Source organism: Promicromonospora sp. NPDC110617, from assembly GCF_055598465.1.
Genome location: NZ_JBVKBM010000001.1, coordinates 1,844,171 through 1,865,419, shown reverse-complemented (window position 1 = coordinate 1,865,419; position 21,249 = coordinate 1,844,171). Strand labels below are relative to the sequence as shown.

At 72.6% G+C, this 21,249-nt stretch carries 19 protein-coding genes and 1 pseudogene; 11 read left to right on the top strand and 9 right to left on the bottom strand.

From position 1 onward, the window contains the following. Positions 1-8: 8 nt before the first annotated feature. Entirely contained in the window at positions 9-734 is a 726-nt protein-coding gene (locus ACZ7LE_RS08195) for a DUF2625 family protein (RefSeq protein ID WP_470402792.1), read from the bottom strand. Between the two features lie 91 nt (positions 735-825). Here ACZ7LE_RS08195 and ACZ7LE_RS08190 point away from each other — a divergent pair, with 91 nt between their 5' ends. The 4 genes from ACZ7LE_RS08190 to ACZ7LE_RS08175 all read left to right on the top strand — a co-directional run bounded on the left by ACZ7LE_RS08190 (position 826) and on the right by ACZ7LE_RS08175 (position 5,649). Next, a complete protein-coding gene (locus ACZ7LE_RS08190) occupies positions 826-2,028 on the top strand; it encodes an MFS transporter (protein ID WP_470402791.1) in 1,203 nt (400 codons plus the stop codon). Between the two features lie 43 nt (positions 2,029-2,071). After that, the gene (locus ACZ7LE_RS08185) at positions 2,072-3,109 is read left to right on the top strand and encodes a DNA polymerase III subunit beta family protein (protein WP_470402790.1); all 1,038 of its coding nucleotides are present in this window, start codon (positions 2,072-2,074) and stop codon (positions 3,107-3,109) included. A 1,460-nt stretch (positions 3,110-4,569) separates the two neighbouring features. Then, the gene (locus ACZ7LE_RS08180) at positions 4,570-5,115 is read left to right on the top strand and encodes a GNAT family N-acetyltransferase (RefSeq protein WP_470402789.1); all 546 of its coding nucleotides are present in this window, start codon (positions 4,570-4,572) and stop codon (positions 5,113-5,115) included. Between the two features lie 87 nt (positions 5,116-5,202). Next, positions 5,203-5,649, top strand: a complete 447-nt coding sequence (locus ACZ7LE_RS08175) for a DUF7144 family membrane protein (protein ID WP_470402788.1) — start codon at positions 5,203-5,205, stop codon at positions 5,647-5,649. A 4-nt stretch (positions 5,650-5,653) separates the two neighbouring features. Here ACZ7LE_RS08175 and ACZ7LE_RS08170 read toward each other — a convergent pair whose 3' ends face one another. Beyond that, positions 5,654-6,520 (bottom strand): helix-turn-helix transcriptional regulator, encoded by an 867-nt coding sequence (locus ACZ7LE_RS08170; protein WP_470402787.1) that lies wholly within the window; start codon positions 6,518-6,520, stop codon positions 5,654-5,656. Between the two features lie 161 nt (positions 6,521-6,681). Here ACZ7LE_RS08170 and ACZ7LE_RS08165 point away from each other — a divergent pair, with 161 nt between their 5' ends. Next, positions 6,682-7,521, top strand: a complete 840-nt coding sequence (locus tag ACZ7LE_RS08165; RefSeq protein ID WP_470402786.1) for an SDR family oxidoreductase — start codon at positions 6,682-6,684, stop codon at positions 7,519-7,521. A 28-nt stretch (positions 7,522-7,549) separates the two neighbouring features. Here the strand turns inward: ACZ7LE_RS08165 and ACZ7LE_RS08160 are convergent, their stop codons facing one another. The 3 genes from ACZ7LE_RS08160 to ACZ7LE_RS08150 form a co-directional block, all read right to left on the bottom strand. Continuing rightward, positions 7,550-8,098, bottom strand: coding sequence for a chorismate mutase (locus tag ACZ7LE_RS08160; RefSeq protein WP_470402785.1), 549 nt, complete (start codon positions 8,096-8,098; stop codon positions 7,550-7,552). Positions 8,099-8,118: 20 nt separating this feature from the next. After that, entirely contained in the window at positions 8,119-9,519 is a 1,401-nt protein-coding gene (locus tag ACZ7LE_RS08155) for an FAD-binding oxidoreductase (protein WP_470402784.1), read from the bottom strand. Positions 9,520-9,619: 100 nt separating this feature from the next. Then, positions 9,620-10,486: an alpha/beta fold hydrolase gene (locus ACZ7LE_RS08150; RefSeq protein ID WP_470402783.1), complete on the bottom strand. Its 867-nt coding sequence runs from the start codon at positions 10,484-10,486 to the stop codon at positions 9,620-9,622. A gap of 68 nt (positions 10,487-10,554) precedes the next feature. Between ACZ7LE_RS08150 and ACZ7LE_RS08145 the strand changes: the two are divergent. Beyond that, positions 10,555-10,830, top strand: a pseudogene (locus ACZ7LE_RS08145) (GrpB family protein); the annotation flags it as partial. Between the two features lie 190 nt (positions 10,831-11,020). After that, on the top strand, positions 11,021-11,653 hold the full coding sequence (locus ACZ7LE_RS08140; protein WP_470402782.1) for a dihydrofolate reductase family protein: 633 nt from the start codon (positions 11,021-11,023) through the stop codon (positions 11,651-11,653). Positions 11,654-11,782: 129 nt separating this feature from the next. On the opposite strand, the gene ACZ7LE_RS08135 is transcribed toward ACZ7LE_RS08140, so the two are convergent. Beyond that, positions 11,783-13,393, bottom strand: coding sequence for a HEAT repeat domain-containing protein (locus ACZ7LE_RS08135; protein WP_470402781.1), 1,611 nt, complete (start codon positions 13,391-13,393; stop codon positions 11,783-11,785). 207 nt (positions 13,394-13,600) lie between these two features. On the opposite strand from ACZ7LE_RS08135, the gene ACZ7LE_RS08130 reads away from it, so the two are divergent. The 3 genes from ACZ7LE_RS08130 to ACZ7LE_RS08120 all read left to right on the top strand — a co-directional run bounded on the left by ACZ7LE_RS08130 (position 13,601) and on the right by ACZ7LE_RS08120 (position 18,635). Further along, complete coding sequence (locus ACZ7LE_RS08130; RefSeq protein ID WP_470402780.1) at positions 13,601-14,404, top strand: alpha/beta fold hydrolase; 804 nt, start codon at positions 13,601-13,603, stop codon at positions 14,402-14,404. A gap of 13 nt (positions 14,405-14,417) precedes the next feature. Next, positions 14,418-15,197, top strand: a complete 780-nt coding sequence (locus ACZ7LE_RS08125) for a MerR family transcriptional regulator (protein WP_470402779.1) — start codon at positions 14,418-14,420, stop codon at positions 15,195-15,197. A 207-nt stretch (positions 15,198-15,404) separates the two neighbouring features. After that, positions 15,405-18,635: a discoidin domain-containing protein gene (locus tag ACZ7LE_RS08120; RefSeq protein WP_470402778.1), complete on the top strand. Its 3,231-nt coding sequence runs from the start codon at positions 15,405-15,407 to the stop codon at positions 18,633-18,635. A gap of 104 nt (positions 18,636-18,739) precedes the next feature. On the opposite strand, the gene ACZ7LE_RS08115 is transcribed toward ACZ7LE_RS08120, so the two are convergent. The 3 genes from ACZ7LE_RS08115 to ACZ7LE_RS08105 all read right to left on the bottom strand — a co-directional run bounded on the left by ACZ7LE_RS08115 (position 18,740) and on the right by ACZ7LE_RS08105 (position 20,360). After that, complete coding sequence (locus ACZ7LE_RS08115) at positions 18,740-18,931, bottom strand: hypothetical protein (protein WP_470402777.1); 192 nt, start codon at positions 18,929-18,931, stop codon at positions 18,740-18,742. 42 nt (positions 18,932-18,973) lie between these two features. Further along, positions 18,974-19,264, bottom strand: coding sequence for a UBP-type zinc finger domain-containing protein (locus tag ACZ7LE_RS08110; RefSeq protein WP_470402776.1), 291 nt, complete (start codon positions 19,262-19,264; stop codon positions 18,974-18,976). Positions 19,265-19,334: 70 nt separating this feature from the next. After that, positions 19,335-20,360, bottom strand: coding sequence for a LacI family DNA-binding transcriptional regulator (locus ACZ7LE_RS08105; protein WP_470402775.1), 1,026 nt, complete (start codon positions 20,358-20,360; stop codon positions 19,335-19,337). 290 nt (positions 20,361-20,650) lie between these two features. Here ACZ7LE_RS08105 and ACZ7LE_RS08100 point away from each other — a divergent pair, with 290 nt between their 5' ends. Continuing rightward, positions 20,651-21,175, top strand: coding sequence for a GNAT family N-acetyltransferase (locus ACZ7LE_RS08100; RefSeq protein WP_470402774.1), 525 nt, complete (start codon positions 20,651-20,653; stop codon positions 21,173-21,175). Positions 21,176-21,249: the final 74 nt, after the last annotated feature.

The following is a 21,249-nucleotide window of genomic DNA, read 5'->3' as shown; positions in this document are numbered from 1 at the left end:
ACCCCGGATCAGCCGAACGTCCCCAGCGCCCCGAGATCAACCCCGTCGATCTGCTCAGCGGTAGACCGCGCCATCCCGACCAGCTCCGACATCGGCACCACCGCCCGGCTCGTCGCACCCAGGTCTTCGTGTGCCTCCTTCGACCACAGCGGCGGGTAGAAGTTCAGCCCGCTGTCGCCGCTCAGGCCGCGGGTCTCGGCGTCCCAGCCGTCCCACCGCAGGCCCTCCGTGAAGTCGGCCAGCCCGCCGTCGAGCACCCACGCGAGCCACGCCGCGTAGCCCGCTTCCAGCGGCTCCCACTGGAGCGTGTCAGGCGCGAGATAGGTCATCTCGCCGGGATTCCCCGGCCGCCCGACCGATCCGGGGTGCGGCCCGTTGAGCACGTACGTCCCGCCAAGCACGTCGTGCGCGACGACGAGCCCGTGCGCCGCATACCAGGAGGTCTCGGGCACGAGCGGGAACTCGTTCACCCCGGCCAGCCCCGGCACGCTCCCCGAGCCACCCGGGCTCCCGTACACCCGCAACCACCCGTGATCGATCAGCAGCCCACCGGTATGCACGACGACGGCGCCCAGGTACGACGCCGTCGTCACCTGGAGCTGTTCGAGCGTGCGCCGGCTGGTCGCGTCGTCGGGGGCAAGGATCTCGACGGAGACCGAAGCCTCGCCGACGAGCCTCTGGAGCTCCGGCCAGGCAGGACGCTGCGTCGCGGTCAGGTTCTCGAACAGTCGCACACTCGATCGTAGTCCGGCGTCGACCACCCCGAGCCCCTCGGCAAGCGGGCCGGTTGACCCTCGACCCGCTCGATCCCCCAGGCTCCCAGCCATGCCCGTCAAGCTCCCCCGCGCCTGGCTCGCCTTCCTCGCCGCGAGCACCCTCAGCCAGCTCAGCAGCACCGTCCTCTGGTTCGCCCTCGGCTGGGCCGCGGCGTCGCACGGCGGCCAGGTCGCGGCGCTCGTCCTGACGGCGTCCGGCCTGCCGCGGCTGCTCCTGGTGCTGGTGGGCGGCTCGGTCGCGGACCGGGTCGGCGCCCGACGCCTGCTCCTGTGCACCGAGTCCACCATGGTCGCGGTCTGCCTGGCCCTCGCGATCGCGCTCCGCGCCACCGGTCCGACGCCGTGGCTCCTCCTCGCCGCCGCCCTCGCCTCCGGCGTGGTCTCCGCGTTCTCCCTGCCCGCCCTCGGCTCGATGCCCCGCCGCCTCGTGGACGACGCCGCACTCCCCCACGCGATGGCCCTCCGCCAGGGCCTGAGCCAGGCGGTGCTGCTGGTCGGCGCCCCGCTCGGCGGCATCCTGGTCGCCACCGTCGGCCTGCCCGCGATCGCGGTCGCCGACGCCGCCGGCTTCGCCGTCGTCCTGCTCGTCCTCTCGGTGATCCGGCCCGCGCGCAGCGTCGGCCCTTCTGCGGAGCCGTTCTGGCGCTCCCTGTCCGACGGCGCCCGCGTGGTCGCCCGGACGCGCGGCCTCGCGGCGGCACTCGGGCTGACCGGTGCCGTGGCCGCCGCCGTGCTGCCGGTGTCGTCGCTGCTCGTGCCGCTGCTGGGGCAGGCCTCCGGGTGGGGCGCCGGGACGACGGGGGTCGTGGTCTCCGCGCAGGCCGCAGGGTCGATCGGCGCCGCGCTCGTCGTCGCCCGGACCGGGACGACCCGCCGGACCGGGCGGGCCGTGGCGCTGGGGCTGGCAGCGACGTCGGCCGGCGTGGCGTTGCTCGCCTCCGCGAACACGCCGGTGCTCGTGGCCAGTGCGGCCGTCGTCGTCGGGGCGGGGACGGGCGTCGCCGTCGCGCACCTGGCGCCGTTCGTGCTGGGCAGCGCGCCCCGCACCCACCTGGCGCGGGTCCAGGCGTGGACGGTGCTGGCGCAGCTCGCGCCGGTCGTGGTGTCCAACAACCTGCTCGGCGCGCTCTCCGAGCAGGTCTCCCCCGGTGCCGCCCTGGGCTGCTGCGCCGTCGTGCTCGGACTCTGCGCCGCGGCGGCAACGCGGCTTCGCGCGGGCCGCGCGGTCGTGACCGACGAACCGTCGTCGTGAGCCGACTGGACCCTCGACCGGGTCGAGGGTCGATGCTGTACCCGTGCACCTCGCAACGATGCTGACCGTCGGCGCGTTCTCGCGCGCGTCGGGCCTCCCCGTCAGCGCCCTCCGCTATTACGACGCCGCCGGCCTGCTCCGCCCCACGCGCGTCGACCCCGCCACGGGCTACCGCTGGTACGCGCCCGACCAGGTGGAACGCGGCCGGCTGGTCGCCCGGATGCGCCAGACGGGCATGCCCGTCGCCGACATCTGCCGCGTCATCACCAGCGACTCCGTGACCGCCCGCCGGGTCGTCGACGCGCACCAGCGCCGGCTGGAGGCCGAGCTCGCCACGGCGTCCGCCCACCTCACCGACGTGCGCGAGCTCCTGGCGACGACCACCCACTTCACGGTCGACGCCGCGGCGCTGCGCGCCGCGCTCGGATCCGTGCGGCACGCCGTCGGGCACCACCCTGACTGGCCGGCCCTGCACGGCGTGCTGTTCGACGTCGACGACGCCGGCCTCCGGCTCGTCGCCACGGACCGCCACCGGATGGCCGTCGCGGGCGTGCCGGTGGCGTGTGTGACGGGTCCGGCGGTCCGTGTCATCGTGCCGGTCACGGTCGTGGACGCCTATCTGGACCGCGCGGAGACGAGCCGGGTCGACGTGTCCCTCGCCGCGCACCGAATAGTTCTTGGCGGCCTGGACGGCGGGCCCGTCGATGCACTGTTCCCCGACTACCAGGCACTTCTCGCGGCGCATGCGTCTTGGCCGGGAGAGCCCGTCCCCGCCGGCATGACCGTACCGGCGCCTGAACTGCTGGAACAGGTCCTGCGGAACCCCGCAAGGAGCGGGGCGGAGGCCGGACGGCGCGACCTGGTCCTGATCGGCCTCGATCCCGCCGAGGTCCGTGTCGGCGACGCGCCGGGCACCATCGCCTTCGACCGGGCGTACCTCACCGAAGCCGTCCGCTCCTTCGGCGACGCCGACCTGCTGCTCACCGTCGGCGAGCGCGACGCGATGCGCCTCGCCGCGGTGCACGGTCCGAACGCCGTCGTCCTCCTCATGCCGGTACGGCGGGACAGTTGGGTCGCTTGAGCCAGGTCGTTCCTTTTGGGGAACCGCGAACGTTGTATACCCATGGCAAGTCTTGCCATCGATCTATCTTGGATCCAGAGGAGTCGGCTCTCGATCACCAAGAAGCCTGCGCAGCAATACCGCTGCCTCGGCCCGAGAAGTATCGGACAAGCGTGCAAAATCTCCAAAAGAAATTCCGAGAGTAAACGTGCGCATGCGCAAATCATCGCCGTCCGGGACCACGGAGCACCGATACCAACCAGGATACTCGAGTGAAAACACAGTTATAAGAGCGTGGTCAATACTATCCGCGTGATCGGCGATCCAACGAGGCCGCCCAGTCGCACTGACTTCGTCGCCATTTAGCGCCGCATTCTGTAATTGAACGAGAGTTGAGACCGATGCAGTCTTGACGTTCCCGGGAAAACATTCGGGCCTAGCCGAAATGGCGGCCATCGTCGCTCAAACAACGCAGTCAACCCTCGAAGTTGGCAAGGCATTTCCCACGTGCTGGACGGCGCCGAGTGCCATTCAGCGCCGCGGTCGTGCCCATGAGTGATCTGCGTTCCGAACTGCGGCGCCGCTGGTCAGAGGAAAGGAATAGCAGATAGCACCGCGGTCCTTGCGTCCGGTCGGCAGGTTGTCTACGCCAGGTCCCGAGCCGATGTGGTGTCACAGCACGACTGGGCCGAGTCCCGCTATGCGACCGAGCTGATCACCCGGACCTGCCATTCCCAAACCTGCCCACCTGAACAGCACCAGGACTTGGCCATGGCGTCCGGGCGCGCGGTCACACTGGTGCTAACCTACGCGCGCCACAACCTGCCCTAGTAGGTCACCAGCGATGGCGACATCAACTTCCATACCACCGATAGTCGGTCCATGACCCGTCCCTGAACTGCCAAGCCCTGCGCGCTGCCGCTATGAGCGCAACCGTCTCCGCCACTCCGATCAGGGGCTCAATGAGGCGGTTCGGGTTTGTAGTTACTTGTCGATCAATTGGCCGGTCCGCTGCATGAGAAATCTCAACCTCGTAGACTGGACGCCTAAGGATCTTTGTCTGCGAAATGCGGCGCAGTCTAATCAATTCTGAAAATCCCTCCAGACATTTCCATACCCAACAAGCTCCTGCTGCTCCATTTCGTAGAATTCGCTCGACCTGAGAGTGCTTGCACCCGAAACACGGTCACCAACATCTACGATACTCGAACCGGAGCGAACTTCCTTCCGAATCCAGCGGCGATTGAATGCGAGGTCAACCTTGTCCCGCAACCTGGAAGATACTGCACCAATCGCTTCTCGCGGAACCCACTTAGGCGTCCCCTTGTAGTAATCTGCGCCAATCTTCTCGGCGTGCGGAATCACACGACACTCCATCGGACAGCTCTGTAACTTGTCCGGGTTGAGCCCTCGACTGCACCAGGACCTCCGCTGAGACCCCCGGCCATGGTCTCGGATCCCACGCCCGCTACTCTGCGCAGATGGCAGACCTCGGACCCATCGCCTGGCCACCCGCCCCCATCAGGACCGAGCGGCTCCTGCTCCGGCAGCCCGTCGCCGCGGACCGCGCGGCGATCATCGAGCTGAGCGCCTCCCCCGAGGTCGGCACGTACATCGGCGGCGCCCGGCCGCGCGACGAGCTCGAGCGCACGATCTCCGCGGTACCGAAGGCGCACCCGGGCCAGTTCGTCGTCGACCTCGACGGAGCGATGATCGGGCTGGTCCAGCTCGACCGGCGCGACGGGGACTACCTGATCGGCCCGGCCGTCGGAAGGGTCGAGCTGGGCTACCTGTTCCTCCCGGAGTCGTGGGGACAGGGGTACGCCGCCGAGGCCTGCGCGGCGGCGCTCGACTGGTTCGCCGGCGAGATCCCGGACGAGCCGGTCGTGCTGGTCACGCAGTCCGCCAACGAACGTTCGATGCGCCTCGCGGCCAGGCTGGGGTTCGTCGAGGAGGAGCGGTTCGAGGCGTGGGACGCCGAGCAGTGGTTCGGCGTGCGGCCGGCGGCGACGTCCGGACGCGCCTGAGGTTCACCAGGAACGGGTGAGGCCACGGGGCCACCGCAGCGCTGAGATGAGGAGACTCACCGCAGGTGCCCTCGGCAAGGAGCCACCATGACCGGCACGCACGCCCCCGGGGCCGATCCGTACCCCGGGCTCACCCCGGTCGCCAGCTACGGACCGCCGACCTCCGTCACGTTCACCTCGTCCGGCTTCGCCGGGACGGTGCTCGTCCTGGCGGCTCTGTTCCAGATCTTCCAGGGGATCTCGGCCCTGGTGTCGGACAGGTCGACCATGATCAGCCTCGAGTACGTCTACGAGCTCGACGTGACGACGTGGGGCTGGATCCACATCGGCGTGGGCGCCGCCGCGTTCGCCGCGGGCCTCGGCGTCCTCGCCCGGCAGACCTGGGCGTACCTCGCGGGGCTCGCGCTCGCCATGCTGGCGAGCATCGCGAACTTCGCGTTCCTGCCCTATTACCCGGTCTGGAGCTCGATCATCATCGCCCTCACCCTGGTGGTGATCTGGTCGCTGGTCATCCTCCTCGCGCGGCGGGGATGAGCGGTCAGCGGCGCTGCGGCACACGCGGCGCCGCCGTGTTCGCGGCGAGCAGCCGCAACGCGTTCGCGGAGCCGGAGGCGGGCTCGGTGTCGTACACCATCAGGGTCTGGTCCGGGTCGTCGCCGGGTACGAGCGCCTGGTAGGTGACCGTGAGGTCCCCGACCAGCGGGTGGTGGTAGCGCTTGGTGCCGGTGCCGCGCTGGTGGACCCGCTGGCGCGCCCACAGGCGCCGGAAGTCGGGGCTCTGGATCGACAGGTCCCCGACCAGCCGGCTGAGCGCCGGGTCGTCGGCGTGCCGGCCCGCGTCCATCCGCAGCATCGCGGCGGTGTCGGCCGCGACCTCTTCCCAGTCGACGTAGAGCTCGCGGGCGTGCGGGTCGAGGAAGACGAACCGCGCCTGGTTCCGCTCGGCCGCCGGCAGGCTCTCGAAGTCCGCGACGAGGAGCGCCGCGAGCCGGTTCTGGCCCAGCACGTCCAGCCGGCGGCCCAGCACGAAGGCCGGCCGGTGCACGGTCTCGAACGTGTCGAGCAGGGCCCTGGTCGCCGGGTGGAGGCGCTGCGGCCTGGCTGCCCGACGGCGGCGCGTCGGTGCGGGCCGCGCGATCGCGTGCAGGTGGGCCCGCTCGGCGTCGTCGAGCCGTAGTGCCTCGGCGATGGCGTCCAGGACCCCGGGCGACGCGCTCTTGCTGCGGCCCTGTTCGAGGCGGGTGTAGTAGTCCACGCTCACGCCGGCCAGCATCGCGAGCTCCTCACGGCGCAGCCCCTGGACGCGCCGCCGCCCGACGTCGGCGATGCCCGCGCGCTCCGGCGTCAGGCGGGCGCGCGCCGCGCGCAGGAAGTCGGCCAGCCGGGGCTCGCGTTCGTCGGACATGACTCCAGTCTGCCGCCCCCGCCCAGCCCTCGCTGCCGCCGAGGGGTGCCCAATCTGTCCCAGGAAACAACGGGCCTTCACCGCCCGGCGCCCGCTGCCGACGATGGATCGGTCGCGACCACCGCGGCACAGCAGGAACACCCACGAGAGGAAACCGTCCCATGTCTGTCTGGATGATCACCCGCGCCGCCCGCGGCCTCGGGCTCGAGATCGCCCGCGCCGCGCTGGCCGGCGGCAACCGCGTCGCCCTGGCCGCCCGCCGTCCCGAGGCACTGCCGCAGGACGTCCGCGACCACTCCGACGCGCTGCCCGTGCGCCTCGACGTGACCGACCAGGGCCAGGTCGACGACGCCGTCAAGGCCGTCGTGGACCGGTTCGGCACCATCGACGTGCTGGTCAACAACGCGGGCCGCGGCCTGCTCGGCGCGCTGGAGGAGATCTCCGACGACGAGGCGCGCTCGCTGTTCGACGTGAACGTCTTCGGCCTGATCAGCACGACCCGCGCCGTCCTGCCGGTCATGCGCGCCGCGGGCAGCGGCACCCTGGTGCACATCGGGTCCCGGTCCGGGTTCGAGGGCGAGCCGGGCGTGAGCATGTATGCCGCGTCCAAGTTCGCCGTCGCCGGGATCAGCGAGGCCCTGGCCGCCGAGCTGGAGCCGTTCGGCATCCGGAGCATGGTGGTCGAGCCCGGCGTGCTCCGCACCGACTTCCTCGACCCGTCGTCGGTGCAGCTCCCCGCGCACCGCATCACGGCCTACGACGGCAGCCCCGCGCACGCGACGCTCGAGTGGGCGGACGAGGCCAACCACACCCAGCTCGGCGACCCGGTCAAGAGTGCGGCGCTCATCTACCGGGTGGCCTCGGGCGAACGTCTTCCGCTGCACCTGCCCGTCGGTCCGGACGCCCTGGACCGCCGCGCGGTGATGACCGAGCGGATCGAGCGCGAGAGCGCGCCCTGGCGCGCGGCCTCGGCTGCGACCGCGCACGCCGACCAGGGCTGACCGGCCGGGCCGACGACGCAGGCCGTGCTCAGGGCCGCGCGGCGTGCTCGCGGGGTTGGCACACGGACCGTGTCGCCACCGCGAGCGCCCGCTGGTGCAGCGGGTCCAGCCGTGCCGCCCCCGACCTGCCGGCGACGGCGAGCCGTGCGGTGCACGCCGCGGGCTCGTCCCGCCGGGAGGTCCCGAGCTCCCGGAGCAGGCCCGCGGTGAGCGCGTCGAGCCGCTCGCGGATCCGGCCGAGGTCGGGCCGCGTCGTGGGGGCCTCCTCCGGGTGCGTGGTCCAGCGCGCGAACAGGCCCTGCTGCACCACCTTGCTGGCCGTGATCTGGTCCCGGAAGAACACCACGGCGGCCTCCGGGCTCACCCCTGCCTCGGCGGCCTGGCCGCGCACCTGTTCCAGCACCCGGTCCTCACGTTCGGGGTCGTCGATGGGCGAGCCCGTGGCGAACTTGGACGCCGCGACGTCATCGGTCACGAGGAGGCGCTCGACGACGAGGCCGGTCAGCGGCCCGAGCCCGCCGGGCGGCCTGGCCGCCGGGGCGGCACCGACAGGGGCGGTGCTCGCCGGGACTTCCACGGCCGAGGTTCGCGGGGCCGTCAACGGTCCGCCCCGGTCCGGGCGGGCGTGGCCGGCTCCGGCAGCGCGATCGCCTGGAAGACGCCGTCCGGGTCGAGGCGGTGCTTCACCGCGAGCAGCCGCTCGGCGTTCGGGCCGTAGGCGTGCGCGGTCTGCGCGGCGTCGTCCGACCCGAGGAGGTTGGGGTAGCCGCCCGGCAGGGCCTCGGGCTCCAGGGCACGGGTCACGCCGTCCGCCCAGGCACGGTGCTCCGCCGCGCGGGTGTCGGCGGGCTCCCAGAGGGCGATGACCTCGACCATCAGGTGCGGGTCGCGGTTGCCGAACGCCGTCTCCGTCGCGGGTACCCGCGCGGCCGCTCCGTGCAAGCTGTGCAGCGACACGGCGGAGAGTGGCGACGTCAGGGTCGATCCAGCGTGACCCAGCGCGTCCCGGACCCCCGAGGTGAGAGCCGGTACCGACCGGGTGCGGATCTCGACGTGCCGGCCGAAGGGGAACTGCGCGTCGATCCCCGCGAGCATCTCGGGCAGCGTGGTGGCGGCAACCTGCGAGACCAGGGGTGTGCCGAGGGTGTCGAGCCGCGCCAGCGCGCGTTCGCCCGCCGCGGCGTCGTCGCCGCTCCACGTGGGCGAGAGGAAGACCACGGGCGCGCCGTCCGGACCGGCCAGGACACCGCACTGGACCGTCAGCTCGTCCGGCCCGTCGGCCAGCACGTCCGATAGCCCGGCCAGCACGGAGTCCGCCTGTGCCCACGGGTACAGCACGAGGCCGGAGAGCAGCGTGGGCACCGCGTGGAGGCGCACGCGCATCGACGTGACGACCCCGAGGTTGCCGCCGCCCCCGCGCAGCGCCCAGAACAGGTCCGGCTCCCGCTGGACGTCGGCCGTCACGACGGAGCCGTCGGCGAGCACCACGTCCGCCGACAGCAGGTTGTCCAGGGCGAGCCCGAACCGGCCGCTGAGCGGCCCGTAGCCGCCCCCGAGCGTCAGACCGGCCAGGCCCACGGAGCCGGCGGTTCCGGTTACGGGGACCAGGTCGAAGGGCCGGGCCGCGAGAGCGACGTCGGCGGCCGTGGCGCCTGCGGACACCTCCGCCACCTGCGCCGCCGCGTCCACCCGCACGGAGCGCAGGCCGGAGAGGTCGATGGTCAGGCCGCCGTCGCGCAACGCCCGGCCGGCCCAGTCGTGGCCGGCGCCGCGCACCGACAGCGGTACCCCGAGCTCCCGCGCGGCCTGCACGGCGGCGCGGACGTCGGACGGGTCGGCGCACCGGACGACGACGCCCGGACGGGCGGTCACGGCGCCGTTCCAGACGCGCAGGGCCGCGTCGTAGGCGGGACCGGTGGTGAGCACGTCGCCCGCTGGGACGGTGCGCTGCAAGGTCTCGACCAGGCGGCTGATCTGCTGGTGCGTCGGCGATGACATGGGTTCCTCCGTCGGGTCGTCAGGTTCAGTAGAGTTACTAGTAAGTCTACTTAGAGCACCGTAGACCCTTTCACCCTGACCGCACAACCGAGGGCCCGGGTCAGCCCCGTGCGTCGCCCTGCTGCCCGACGGCGCTCCGCAGCGCCGCCCGGAACTCCCCCGGCCGCTCCAGCCAGGGGTGGTGCCCCGCGCCGGGGATGACGGTCACGCCGCAGCCCAGCTCCGCGCCGAGCTGCCGCAGGAGTGCGGCGGGCCGCGGGTCTCCCGCACCGCCGATGATCGCCGTGCCGGCGGGCAGCACATCCCGCAGCCGGACGACGGCGTCCTCCAGCGGGTCGACGCGCTTGTCGGCGTTGAGCTGGGCGTTCATCGTCCAGTTGATCGGCCGCATCGCGCGAACGGACGCCTGCGCCCACTTCCAGGCGTTGTCCCGGTCGGCGTGGTCGGTGAACCACGACAGCGCGAGGTACTCGATCTCCTCGTCGTCGGTGCAGACGGTGAGAGCGTCGAGCTGGTCGAGCCGCGCCTGCTGGGCGTCCGAGCGGCGCGCGCGTTCCGCGGAGCGGGTCGGTTCGCGCCACGGCCCCACAAAGGGGCCGCAGAGGTAGACCACACCGGCGACCCGCTCGGGGTGCGCCAGCGCGAAGAAGCTGACCAGATCGGTCCCGTAGGAGTGCCCCACCAGAACCATCCGGTCGTGGCCCCAGGCGTCCATCAGGTTCTCGAGGTCCTGCACGTGGCGGGCCACGGTGTGCCGACCGCTCCACCCGGACCCGCCCGTGCCGCGCTGGTCGTAGCGGTAGACCAGGGTCAGGTCGTCGATCAGGGCCGCGACCGGACCGAGGTAGTCCGGGAGCCCGGGCCCGCCGTGGACCAGGACGACCGGCGCCCGCCCCGTACCCGCCGGGCCCGACCGCCAGGTGCGCAGCCGAACGCCGTCATCCATCTCTTCCCAGGCCACCGTCATGGTGCCGACACCTTACGGCGACGGGTCGGTGGGCGGCCCACTACCCTCGGGTGGTCGGGGAGGCGAAGATGCTCGTGGAGTATGACCCGCGGTGGCCGGAGAGCTTCACACGGGCAGCAGCCGAGCTGTCCCAGGTCGAGCCGTCCTGGATCGTCGAGCACATCGGGTCCACGGCCATCCCTGGGATGACGGCCAAGCCCGCCATCGACCTCGCCGTCCGGGTCGGGGCGTTCACGGAGGTCCAGGACCGGTTCGAGAGCCTCTCCGCGCTGGGGTGGCTACGCATCGCCCGGGGCCCGCAGGCACATCTGGTGCTGGTCAGGCAGCAGGGCCCACGGCGTACCGACATCGCGCACTTCTTCACCGCGCCCGCAAGACCGCGGTGGTGCAGGACATCGTCGACCGCGCCCGCACCGCCCGCGGGCTCCCGCTGGTCGACGTCCGGGAGAAGTAGCCGAGCCGCCCGGCCGATGAGTCTGCCGGCTCCCCCAGGTCTACCCGACGAGGCAGAGACCACTCATCAGGGAGCACACCATGGGCATCATCCAGATCGAGCTGTTCGCGACCCTCGACCTCGTCGCGCAGGCACCCGGCGGCCCCGAGGAGGACCCGGACGGCTTCCCGTTCGGCGGCTGGCAGGCACCCCTGATCGACGACGTCGCCGGCACCCAGATCGACGCCGCCTACGAGGGCACCGACGCCCTGCTGCTCGGCCGGCGCACCTACGACATCTTCGCCGCCTACTGGCCGCAGTACGAGGGTGACGAGGACTTCAAGATCGCCGAGCTCTTCAACCGGGTGCCCAAGTACGTCGCCTCCCGCGGCACGCCCGACCTCCCGTGGGCCGGGTCCACGCAGCTCGGCCCCGACCTGCCCGCCGCGATCCGCGAGATCCGCGACCGCCACGAGAGCATCCGGGTGGTCGGCAGCGTGAACCTCGTGCAGACCCTCCTGCGCGAGAAGCTCTTCGACCGCCTCGACCTGTGGGTGCACCCCATCGTGCTGGGCGTGGGCAAGAAGGTGTTCGACGACGGCGCGGTGCCCTCCAACCTGTCGCTGCTCGAACCGCCGGCCGCCACCCCGAACGGCACCGTGTACCTGCGCTACGGCCTGGAGGACGGCGTCCCGGCCACGGGCGAGATGGGCGCCCCGGACCGCGGCGTGTGAGCCGCCGGCCCGGCGCCGACAACTGCCGAGCCGCGCCCGTCGAACGTAGGGTTGATCGCCTCATCAGCGCTCACAAGCCGACCAACCCTACGTTCGACGTCGCCGGCGGCGATGCGTGCGGCGGCTACCTCAACGGCCGGCGCGGCTCGCCAGCGCTTCCCGCAGCTCAGCCCGGAACAGCTCGTCGGCCGCGATGACCGACCCCCGGATGCCTCCGCTGACCAGCCGCCGGTCCTGATCGATCACCTCCTGCCAGCGCCGCACGCTCACCTCGGACAAGAGCGGGGCGAGCGTGGCCAGCGCCGTCACGGTGTCGTCGTCGCCGTACTGGCCAGCCTGGCCGGCGAGGCGCCCCGCGACGTCATCGACGTCGAGATCGTAGCCGGCCCGGACCAGCGCCGTCGCCGAGGCTGCGAGCGCGATGGGATCGGCCAGGAAGCTCCGCAGACTGGCCTCGACGGGTGCTGCTGCCGGGCCGAGCAAGGCCGCGGCGCGCGCGGCTGCCGCACACTGGTATCCCCACCAGCTGTAACGGTCCCGGGCGGACAGCCGGTCGGCGACCTCCGTCACCGCCTGGAGCACGAGCGAGGGGTCGTTCGTGCGCTCCCAGACAGCCTGTGCCGCGACCAGCTTCCGGTCGATGTCCGGGGTGGTGAGCTGGGCGTAGTCCGGCAGCGGCGCCGCCGCCAGCTCGCGCAGCTCGTCGATGCCGGGCTCCGTCGTCATGCGGAGCGCCTGGGTGGTCGTCAGCTCACCGGGGTGGAACACCGGCGTCCGACTCGGACGCAGTCCGATCGCCTCCGCGAGCCAGCGACCGTCGTCGCTGTCCGCGTGCTGCACGGCGAGGGGGCGCAGCAGCTCGGTCGCGGCACGGGACGCCTCGACGGCTTTGCGTGCGGCCCAGAGCACCGCCCGCAGGTCGGCGGTGTCACGCTCGGCGGCGTCGAGCAGGAGCCTGGCCGCCTGGTCCCCCTGCTCGCCGTCACACAGTTGACCAACCACCCAGGACAGTGGTTCGGCCCGGTCGACGTCGAGCATGCGCGCGCCGATGCCGTTGTAGCCCCTGACGGACAGCAGGGCATCCCGGAGGTGGTCGCTCCACGACAGCCCGGCGTCCAGGGCACTGAAGACGCTCGCCAGGCGCACCGCGTCGGCATCGTCCCCCTGAGCTGCCGCGATCAGCGCTTCGCGGTCCGGCGCGCCGCAGCGCACCAGGGCGATCAGCGCCTCCGCACGCACGATCGGCGCCGCGTCGTGCTCCAGCACCGCTCGGAGGGTGGGCAGCACCTCGGCGGTGCGCGCCTGCCCGAAAGCGTGCACGGCGGCCTGGCGGACGTCGGGGTCCGCGTGCGACGCGAACGGAAGGAGGCGGCCGACCTCGGTGCGGAGCGCGTTCCGCACGTCCTCCTCCGCGCCCGGGGCCGTGTCTTCACTCTCGGCCATCGCGCCGAGCAGCCAGACGCACTGCTTGGTGGCCGCACCGGCGACCGCAAGACCGGCCAGGAACGGAACCGCCGCGGCCGAGGCCGAGTACACGGTGCCCTGGTGGCAGATCGAGCCCCACAGGTCACCGGCGGCACTGTCGGGCCCGGTGTCCTCGTCGAGGGCGAGCGCCCGGAGCATCTCCGGAAGGTCGGTGGCGTCCCCGTAGGCGTGCGAGACGGTGGTCCAGTCGAAGGCGTCGACGGCGGCCAGGACTGCGGCCACCTCGGCACTCGGGGTCGTGATCTGCTGCGACATGGCGCACACCATGCCACCAGCCACCGACACCCGATCAGTGCCCGGCCTCGGCCTCAGCCGAACGTAGTGTTCGTCGGCTCATGAGCGCTCATGAGCCGATCAACACTACGTTCGACGGCCTGCCCGCGGCCGCCCCGCAACGGACCGACGGCCGGCCTCGGAAACACCTCTTGACCTTGACCCGAGGTCAACCCGGACGCTCCTCGTATGACCACTTCGAGCGCAAGCACACCGACCACCGCGACCTGGACCGGGATGGTGCCGGTCGACGACACGACCCTTGCCGTCACCGACAGCGGCGGTCCCGGCATCCCCGTCCTCTACCTCAACGGCTCGTACGCCTCGCAGCGGCACTGGCGCGGCGTCGTCGCCGGCCTCGGGCCGGGCTACCGGCACATCACCTTCGACGAGCGGGCCCGCGGCCGGTCGGGGCTTGCCACCGACTACTCGTTCGAGGCCTGCCTCCGCGACGTGGACGCCGTCCTGGCCGCCCGGGGCGTGGACCGGCCGCTGCTCGTGGGCTGGTCCTACGGCGCACTGCTCGGCGTGCACTGGGCGAACCGTAACCCGGAGCGCACGCGGGGTGTGGTCGGCGTCGACGGCCCGTACCCCGCCGGCTGGACCGACGAGGCCGGCCACGAGGAGATCCGCAAGGTGTTCCGGCGGATGCGGCTCATGATGCCGCTGGCCCGCCGGACGGGTCTCGCGGCGCGGTTCTCCGCCGAGGTGCACGCCGACCTCGCCATCGAGGCGCACCGGCTGCACGCCGCGCTGGCGCCGGTCCTGGAGGAGCTGACCGTGCCGGTCCGCTACGTCGTCGCCTCTGGCGAGGCGCTGGGCAGCCGGGACGACCTGCAGGAGCAGATGCGCAGGACCATCGAGCCGATCCTGGCCCGCAACCCCCACCTGAAGGTGAGCTCCAAGGTGACGAGCAACCACGGCAGTATCCTGCGCAAGGACTCCCCCGCTGTCGCCGACGCCGTGCGCGAGCTGGCGGCGTCGGGCCGATGACGGGACACCACACATGACGAACAGGCGCGCCGGCGTCACGATCGGCCAGGCGGCGGTGTTCGCCGGCGTCACGATCAAGACCGTGCGGCACTACCACAAGCTCGGGCTCGTCGCGGAGCCCGAGCGGGACACCTCCGGGTATCGCCGGTACAGGTCGGACGACCTGCTGCGGCTGGTCCAGGTCCGAGCGCTGGCCGACGCCGGTGTGCAGCTCGCCGACGTCGGCGAGCTGCTCGACGCCGACGCCGACCGGTTCGCAGCCGCACTGACCGACGTCGAGCGGCAGCTCACCGAACGCATCGAGGCGCTGACCGCCCGTCGCGACACCCTGCACCGCCTCACCGACGATCGGGCGCTCCTGCCCGACCGGGCCTGCGCCGTCCTGGACCGGATGCGGGACCTCGGCTTCAGCACCGACTACGTCGCCGGCCAGCGCGAGGCCCTGGTGCTGTTCCGGGCGCTGGTCCCGGCGGGCTTCGACAGCTTCGTGACCCAGCTCGAGCACCGGCTCACCGATCCCGAGTACGTCGACCTGATCCAGCGGAGCTGGGACGCGATGTCCTGGGACCCGGACGACCCGCGGCTCGAGGAGCTGGCCTCCGCCGTCGCCGACAACCTGCTGGCCCGGCGCGAGCTGCTGACGATGCCCGGCGTCGGGGCCCAGCCCGACACCGCCGCGCGGTACGGGATGGTCAACACCCACCGCCAGGAGGAGTGGCCGACGTCGGCCCGCCTGACCGCACTGGTGGAGACAAAGCTGCGCGCCGCGGGCGTGCCCGTGCCGCACCAATGAGGGACCCAACGTAGGACTGGTCGCTCTCTGAGCGCTCAGAGAGCGACCAACCCTACGTTCGACTGCGGCTCGACCGACAAGACCTACGGTCGGCGCCGCCCACACCCGCACTGATAGGTCTCATCACGGCATGGCCCCGCGCCCACCTGGTGCGATAGCCTCCGGAGAATACAACCCATGACAGCGCTGTCAGCACGGGAGGAACCCATGGCCACCCACCGCATCCGACCCGGCGCGGGGGCGTCGTTCCGCCGAGCGGTCGCCGGCCTCGCCGTCGCCGCCCTGGCCCTGCCGATCGCCACCCTCGCGATCACCCCGGCCCAGGCCGCCGCCCCGCGCACGGGCCCGCTCCCGGCGACGCAGGCCGCGTTCGGCGCCCCCGACGACACCGCCGCGAACTACTACGCGGCCCTCCTGCGGCACACCCGCTGGGTCGAGACGATCTGGGACGAGTCCGCCGGGGTCTACCAGGCCAAGGACATGAACTTCGCCGTGGTGCTGGGCAACGCGGTGCTGCTCACGCACGGCGAGTACGACGCCGACCTGGCCGGCGTCCCCGAGGACACGCTGCGCGAGCACACGCTCGCGACCATCGAGCACTACGCCGCGACCAACCGGCTTGTCGACCCTGCGGGCACCTGGGGCCGCCAGCTCTTCTGGGACTCGACGTTCCAGTCGTACTTCCTGGCCGCCGGCACCCTGCTCTGGGACGAGCTCGACGCGGGGACCCAGGCTAACCTGACCACCATCGCGACCGGCCAGTCCCGGTACACGGCGGACCTCGACTTCACCGACGACCCCATGTCGGGCAGCTGGACCACCGAGTGGCCCGCGGGCAAGTACCGGGGTGACACCGCGCAGGAGGAGGTCGGCGTCTACACGCAGGCCCTCGCCCCCGGGCTCGCCTGGGCGCCCGACGATCCCGACGCCGGCCGCTGGGCCGAGCAGCTCGCCGACTGGGGCCGCAACGCCGCCGGCCAGCCGACCGCGGACCGCAACAACCCCGCCGTGGTCGCGGGCAAGCCGGTCTCGTCGAACACGATGCACAACATCCACGACACGTACATCGTGGAGAACCACGAGTCGTTCGGGCCGCACTACCAGTCCGACTCGTGGCGCTCGGGGGCCCGCAACGCCATCCACTTCCTGCTGCGCGACGAGCCGCTGCCCGAGATCCTCACGCGGCAGCCCAACTCGGCCGAGCTGTGGGAGTCCATCAAGCTCGTCATGTCCGACCAGGGCGAGCCGTTCATGCCCATGGTCCGCGACCGCGAGTTCCTCTACGGGCGCGACGTGATCCCCATGGCGTTCCTCGCACAGGTGCTGCGCGACCCCGACGCCGCCCGCGCGGAGGTCAACCTCGCCGCGGCGCTGGCGGACTACCAGGCGTACGCGCCCGTGAACCGCCTGACCAAGTTCTCGGGCGAGCCCAAGTACGAGCCGGAGGCGCGCGCCGAGATCGCGATCTCCTACCTCCTGCACGTGGAGGCCGCCGACTCGACCGAGGGCCCCGTGGAACCAACGCCGCAGGACGTCTTCTTCGAGCGGCTGTCCGGCGTGCGCGACTTCGGCGCGGTGCCCGGCCTGACGGTGCAGCAGACGCCGGACGCATGGGCCGGCGCCGTGAGCCGCAAGGGCTTCGTCAAGTTCCCCTGGGTGCCGGAGCACAATTCGTGGCTCTTCTACGCCTCGGGGTCGTCGACCTTTCTCTACCCGGACTCGAACGCGACCGTGGCCGACCGCCACGTGACCACGTACACGGGGCCGCGCGACGGCTTCGAGGGCACGTCGTCGGTGTTCCGGATCGGCGACGGGTTCGCGGGTCAGGCCACGCTCCCGAGCGGTGCGGCGGTGTACGCGTCGTCGGGCGCGGGGCCGGACGACGCGAGCCTGTCCGTCCGCACCCTGGCGATGGGCGGCTACGCCGGCCTGGACGGCTCGCGCACCTATACGACGACCGAGGACAGCACGACCGTGACGACGCCGGAGCCGGACCCGGCCGACGTCAACGTCGCCCGGCTCGACACCCTGGACCTGGTGCCCGCGGGCGCGACCGAGCCCGCTCCCGTCACCGCCCGCTTCGTGCGGATGCAGGGCGTGCAGGGCCACCCGCAGTACGGCTACTCCCTGTACCACCTGCGCGCGTTCTCCCCCGCGGGGGACGACGTCGCCGCCGGCCGCCCCGCGACGGCGTCGAGCGCCGACACGGGCCGCGCCGCGAGCGCCGTCACGGACGGCAGCCCGACGACGCGCTGGGCGGTGTCCCGCGCGGACCGGATGCGCCCGGACTCGTGGGTGCAGGTGGACTTGGGCGCGCCCACGGAGGTGGCGCGGGTGCAGCTCGGCTGGGAGTCCGCCGCGGGCGAGCGGTACCGGGTGCAGACGTCGCTGGACGGCGTGACCTGGCACGACGCGGCGTCCTTCGATGCCGCGGAGCCCCTGCTGTCGAGCGCGGGCTCGTGGCTGAACGTCGAGGGTTCCGCGGGGTTCGTGGTGCGCGACGGCGGGGCGCCGATCACGGTGTCGCGGGCGGACGCGACGCGGCACGTGGTGCGGCTCGCGGACGGCGCGGCCGGGCCGCGGCTGGTGGAGATGGTGCCGGGTGACGCGGCGGCGACGTCAGCCCAGGCGGCTCGGCCCGTGCCGGTGGCGGACGCCGAGGGGGTCCGGGTCAGCCTGGTCGACGGCTACCTGGTCGCGTTCAACCTGACCGCCGCGGACGTGACGACGACGGTCACCGTGCCGCACGGGGATGGTGGTGCCGTGCCGGTGTTCGCGGGTGAGCAGCGGATCGGCGCGGTCTCGTCGGCCCTGGAGCTGACGATCCCCGCGGGCGACGCCGCGGTGCTCGCCCCGCGCGCGACAGTTGCGGGCCCGCACGGGCGGACGCCGGAGGGCGTGACCGTGCAGGTGCCGGACGCGCGTACGTTCACGCTGACCGGCCGGGGTCCGGTGACGGTGCGGCATGCCGAGACCGGGGCGACCCGCCCGGCGACCGCGACACCGCACGGCACGACGGTGCATTTCCCGGCCGGGACCCCGTACCCCGTGGCGGACCTGGCGCTGAGCACGCTCACGTTCCCGGCGTCGGTGCTGCCGGAGGGCATGACGTCGCCGTCGAACGCCGTGGACGGGAACCCCCGCACCACGTGGACCCCGGGCCGGGACGGCCGGATGGTGACCGACCTGGGCGAGCCCCGGGAGATCGGCACGGTGGTGGCGGAGTGGGCCCGCGGGCGGGCGCCGTCCGCCGTCGTCTCGGTGAGCGACGACGGGCTCGCGTTCACCGACGTCGGCACGCTGCGCGCCGGCCGGCCCGAGGCGACCCTCGACGTCGGCCGCACGGCCCGCTACGTGGCGATCACGACGACGTGGCACCCGGGCGCCCCTGGCCTGACGGCCCTGAAGGTGCTGCCCCCGGCAGCAGCAGAGAACTGACCGGCGGTCAGCAGGCTCCTGGGTACCGCGTGCCGGCGCACACCGTAGTTAGGGGCCTGCTGAACCCACCTCAGGAACGCCTCGGGACGAGGGCGGCGAGCCGCTCAGCCCGAGCGGCCTCGACGCATCGCCCCGACGATCAGCACGATCCCCACGACGGCGAGGATCGGCCCGACGATCGCCCACAGCGCCACGCCCGTCATCGGGCTGCCCGCGAGGTAGCCGAGCCCCTGCACGGTGAACACGCAGCCGATGGCGACGAGCACCAGGCCGGCCACGATCAGGCCAGATCTCATCGTTGCCTCCGAGGACGAGGACCAGTCATCCCGACCGTACCGTCAGTACTTGTGGGTGCCCAGGGTCGTCGACGAGATCATCGCGTCGTCGGTGTAGCAGTAGCCCCAGCCCTCGCCCGGCTCGACCGAACGCATGAGCGGGTGGCCCGAGTCCTTGAAGTGCGCCGTGGCGTGCTTGGCCGGGGAGGAGTCGCAGCAGCCCACCTGCCCGCACACCAGGCAGCTGCGCAGGTGCACCCAGGTGCCGCCGAGGGCGAGGCACTCGGGGCACCCGTCCCTGTTCTCGGGTTCGAGGACCGCGACCTGGTCCAGATGCGTGCACTCGTCGGTCATCGTTCGATCCTCACGTCGCTCCGGTGGGTCCCGCCGCGGTCGGTACCACCCCCGGCGGATGGCACCGAGTCTAGGCCGGGGACGACGCCGCGGGCAGGCCGCCGCCGGTGCTCTCGCGCGCCGTGATGCGGTGGGGCACCACCACGTGCTCGGCCGGAGCGTCCGGGTCGGCGATGCGCCGCATCACCAGGCGCACCGCCTCCGCGGCGAGGCGGGGCAGGTCAGGGGTCACCGTGGTCAGCGACGGCACGGAGAACTGCCCGTCCTCGATGCCGTCGAAGCCGGCCACGGCCACGTCGTCCGGCACCCGCACGCCGCCGTCGTGCAGGGCGCGCAGCGCGCCCAGGGCCATCAGGTCGTTGAAGCAGAACACCGCGTCGAAGTCGACGCCGCGGGCGAGGAGCTGCGCGACGGCGTCGGCGCCGCTGGCCCGGTGGTAGTCGGTGCACTCGACCACGAGGTCCGGGTCCACGGCCACGCCGGCCTCGGCGAGCGCGGCCAGGTAGCCCGCGCCGCGCAGCCGCCCGGTCCCGTCACCGCTCTGCAGGCCGATCCCCGCGATCCGACGTCGGCCCAGGTCCAGGAGGTGCCGGGTGACATCCCGGGCCGCCGCCACGTTGTCCACGCCCACGTGGTCCACGCCGGCCGGCTCCCCGTACTCCCCCAGCAGCACCAGCGGCGTCCCGTCCCGCCGCTCCGCGACCTCCGCCACCGACGTGACCAGCGGGCTGAAGACGACGCCGTCGACCAGGTGGCTCGGCAGCCCGTCGAGCACCGCGCGCTCCCCGGCCAGGTCGCCCGACGTCTCCTCGATGAGCACCGACTGCCCCACGGCCCGGGCCGCCGCCGCCAGCTCCGAGGCCAGCCCGGCGAAATAGGGCGAGGCGAGCTCGGGCAGCGCGATCGCCAGGAACCCGGCCCGCCCGTGCCGCAGGCTGCGGGCCGACGTGTTGGGTCGGTAGCGCAGCTCCGCGATGGCCGTCTGGACCCGCTCCCGGGTCTCCGGGCGCACGTTCGGGTGCCCGTTGATCACGTTCGACACCGTCTTGAACGAGACCCCGGCGCGGTCCGCCACGTCGCGCAACGTCACCCTCACGGACTCCCCCTCTCCGGCTCGCGTCGGCGCCCCCGCCGTCGGCACCCTTGCTGCACACCCCGCTGCGGGGAGCCACTGATCGTACCGTCGCGAGCCGCCGCGACGACCGTTCCCCGGGGAGGACATGGGGCTGCGGGGGTGTGTCGCTCTGCGTCGACATTGTCGACACAGAGCAACAAGGCTCCCCGGCAAGACACCTGCCCGGACCCGCCGGACGGCCCGGCGGGGATACCCTCGGCCCGCGGCGCCGGGACGTCCGCGGTAGGCGACAGTCGTGAGAGGAAGAGGCATTGGATCGAACCCGAGTCCGCGAGACGACCGACCAGGACGAGGCGGTCGTGCTCCAGCTCATGACCGAGTACATGACGTGGGCGCTCGCGACCTTCGAGGAGACCTACGGGTTCGCGATGGGTCTGGACGCGCGGCACACCAGCGCCGACCTGGACAAGTTCCGCCGGCCCACCGGACGGATGGCGCTCGCGGAGGCCGGGTCGCCGGGCGCGCAGGACGCCGAGCCCGCCGGCGTGGCCGCGCTCCGCGCACAGGACGACGGCGTGGTCGAGATCAAGCGGATGTTCGTGCGCCCCGAGCACCGCGGGACCCACGTCGGCTCGGCGATGCTGGACTGGCTGCTGGAGCGCTCCCGCGCGGACTTCGGGGCGCGGACCGTGCGGCTGGACAGCAACCGCTTCATGACCGGGGCGCACCGCCTCTACGAGTCGCGCGGGTTCGTCGAGCGCACGCCCTACCCGGGCTCCGAGATCCCCGGTGAGCTCCAGCACCTGTGGCGGTTCTACGAGCTGTCGCTGGACTGATCGACCCCTTGCCGACTCCAGGTTATCCGTTGTAACTTCGCGCGTGGTTATCCGTTGTAAAGGAGCGACGGCCA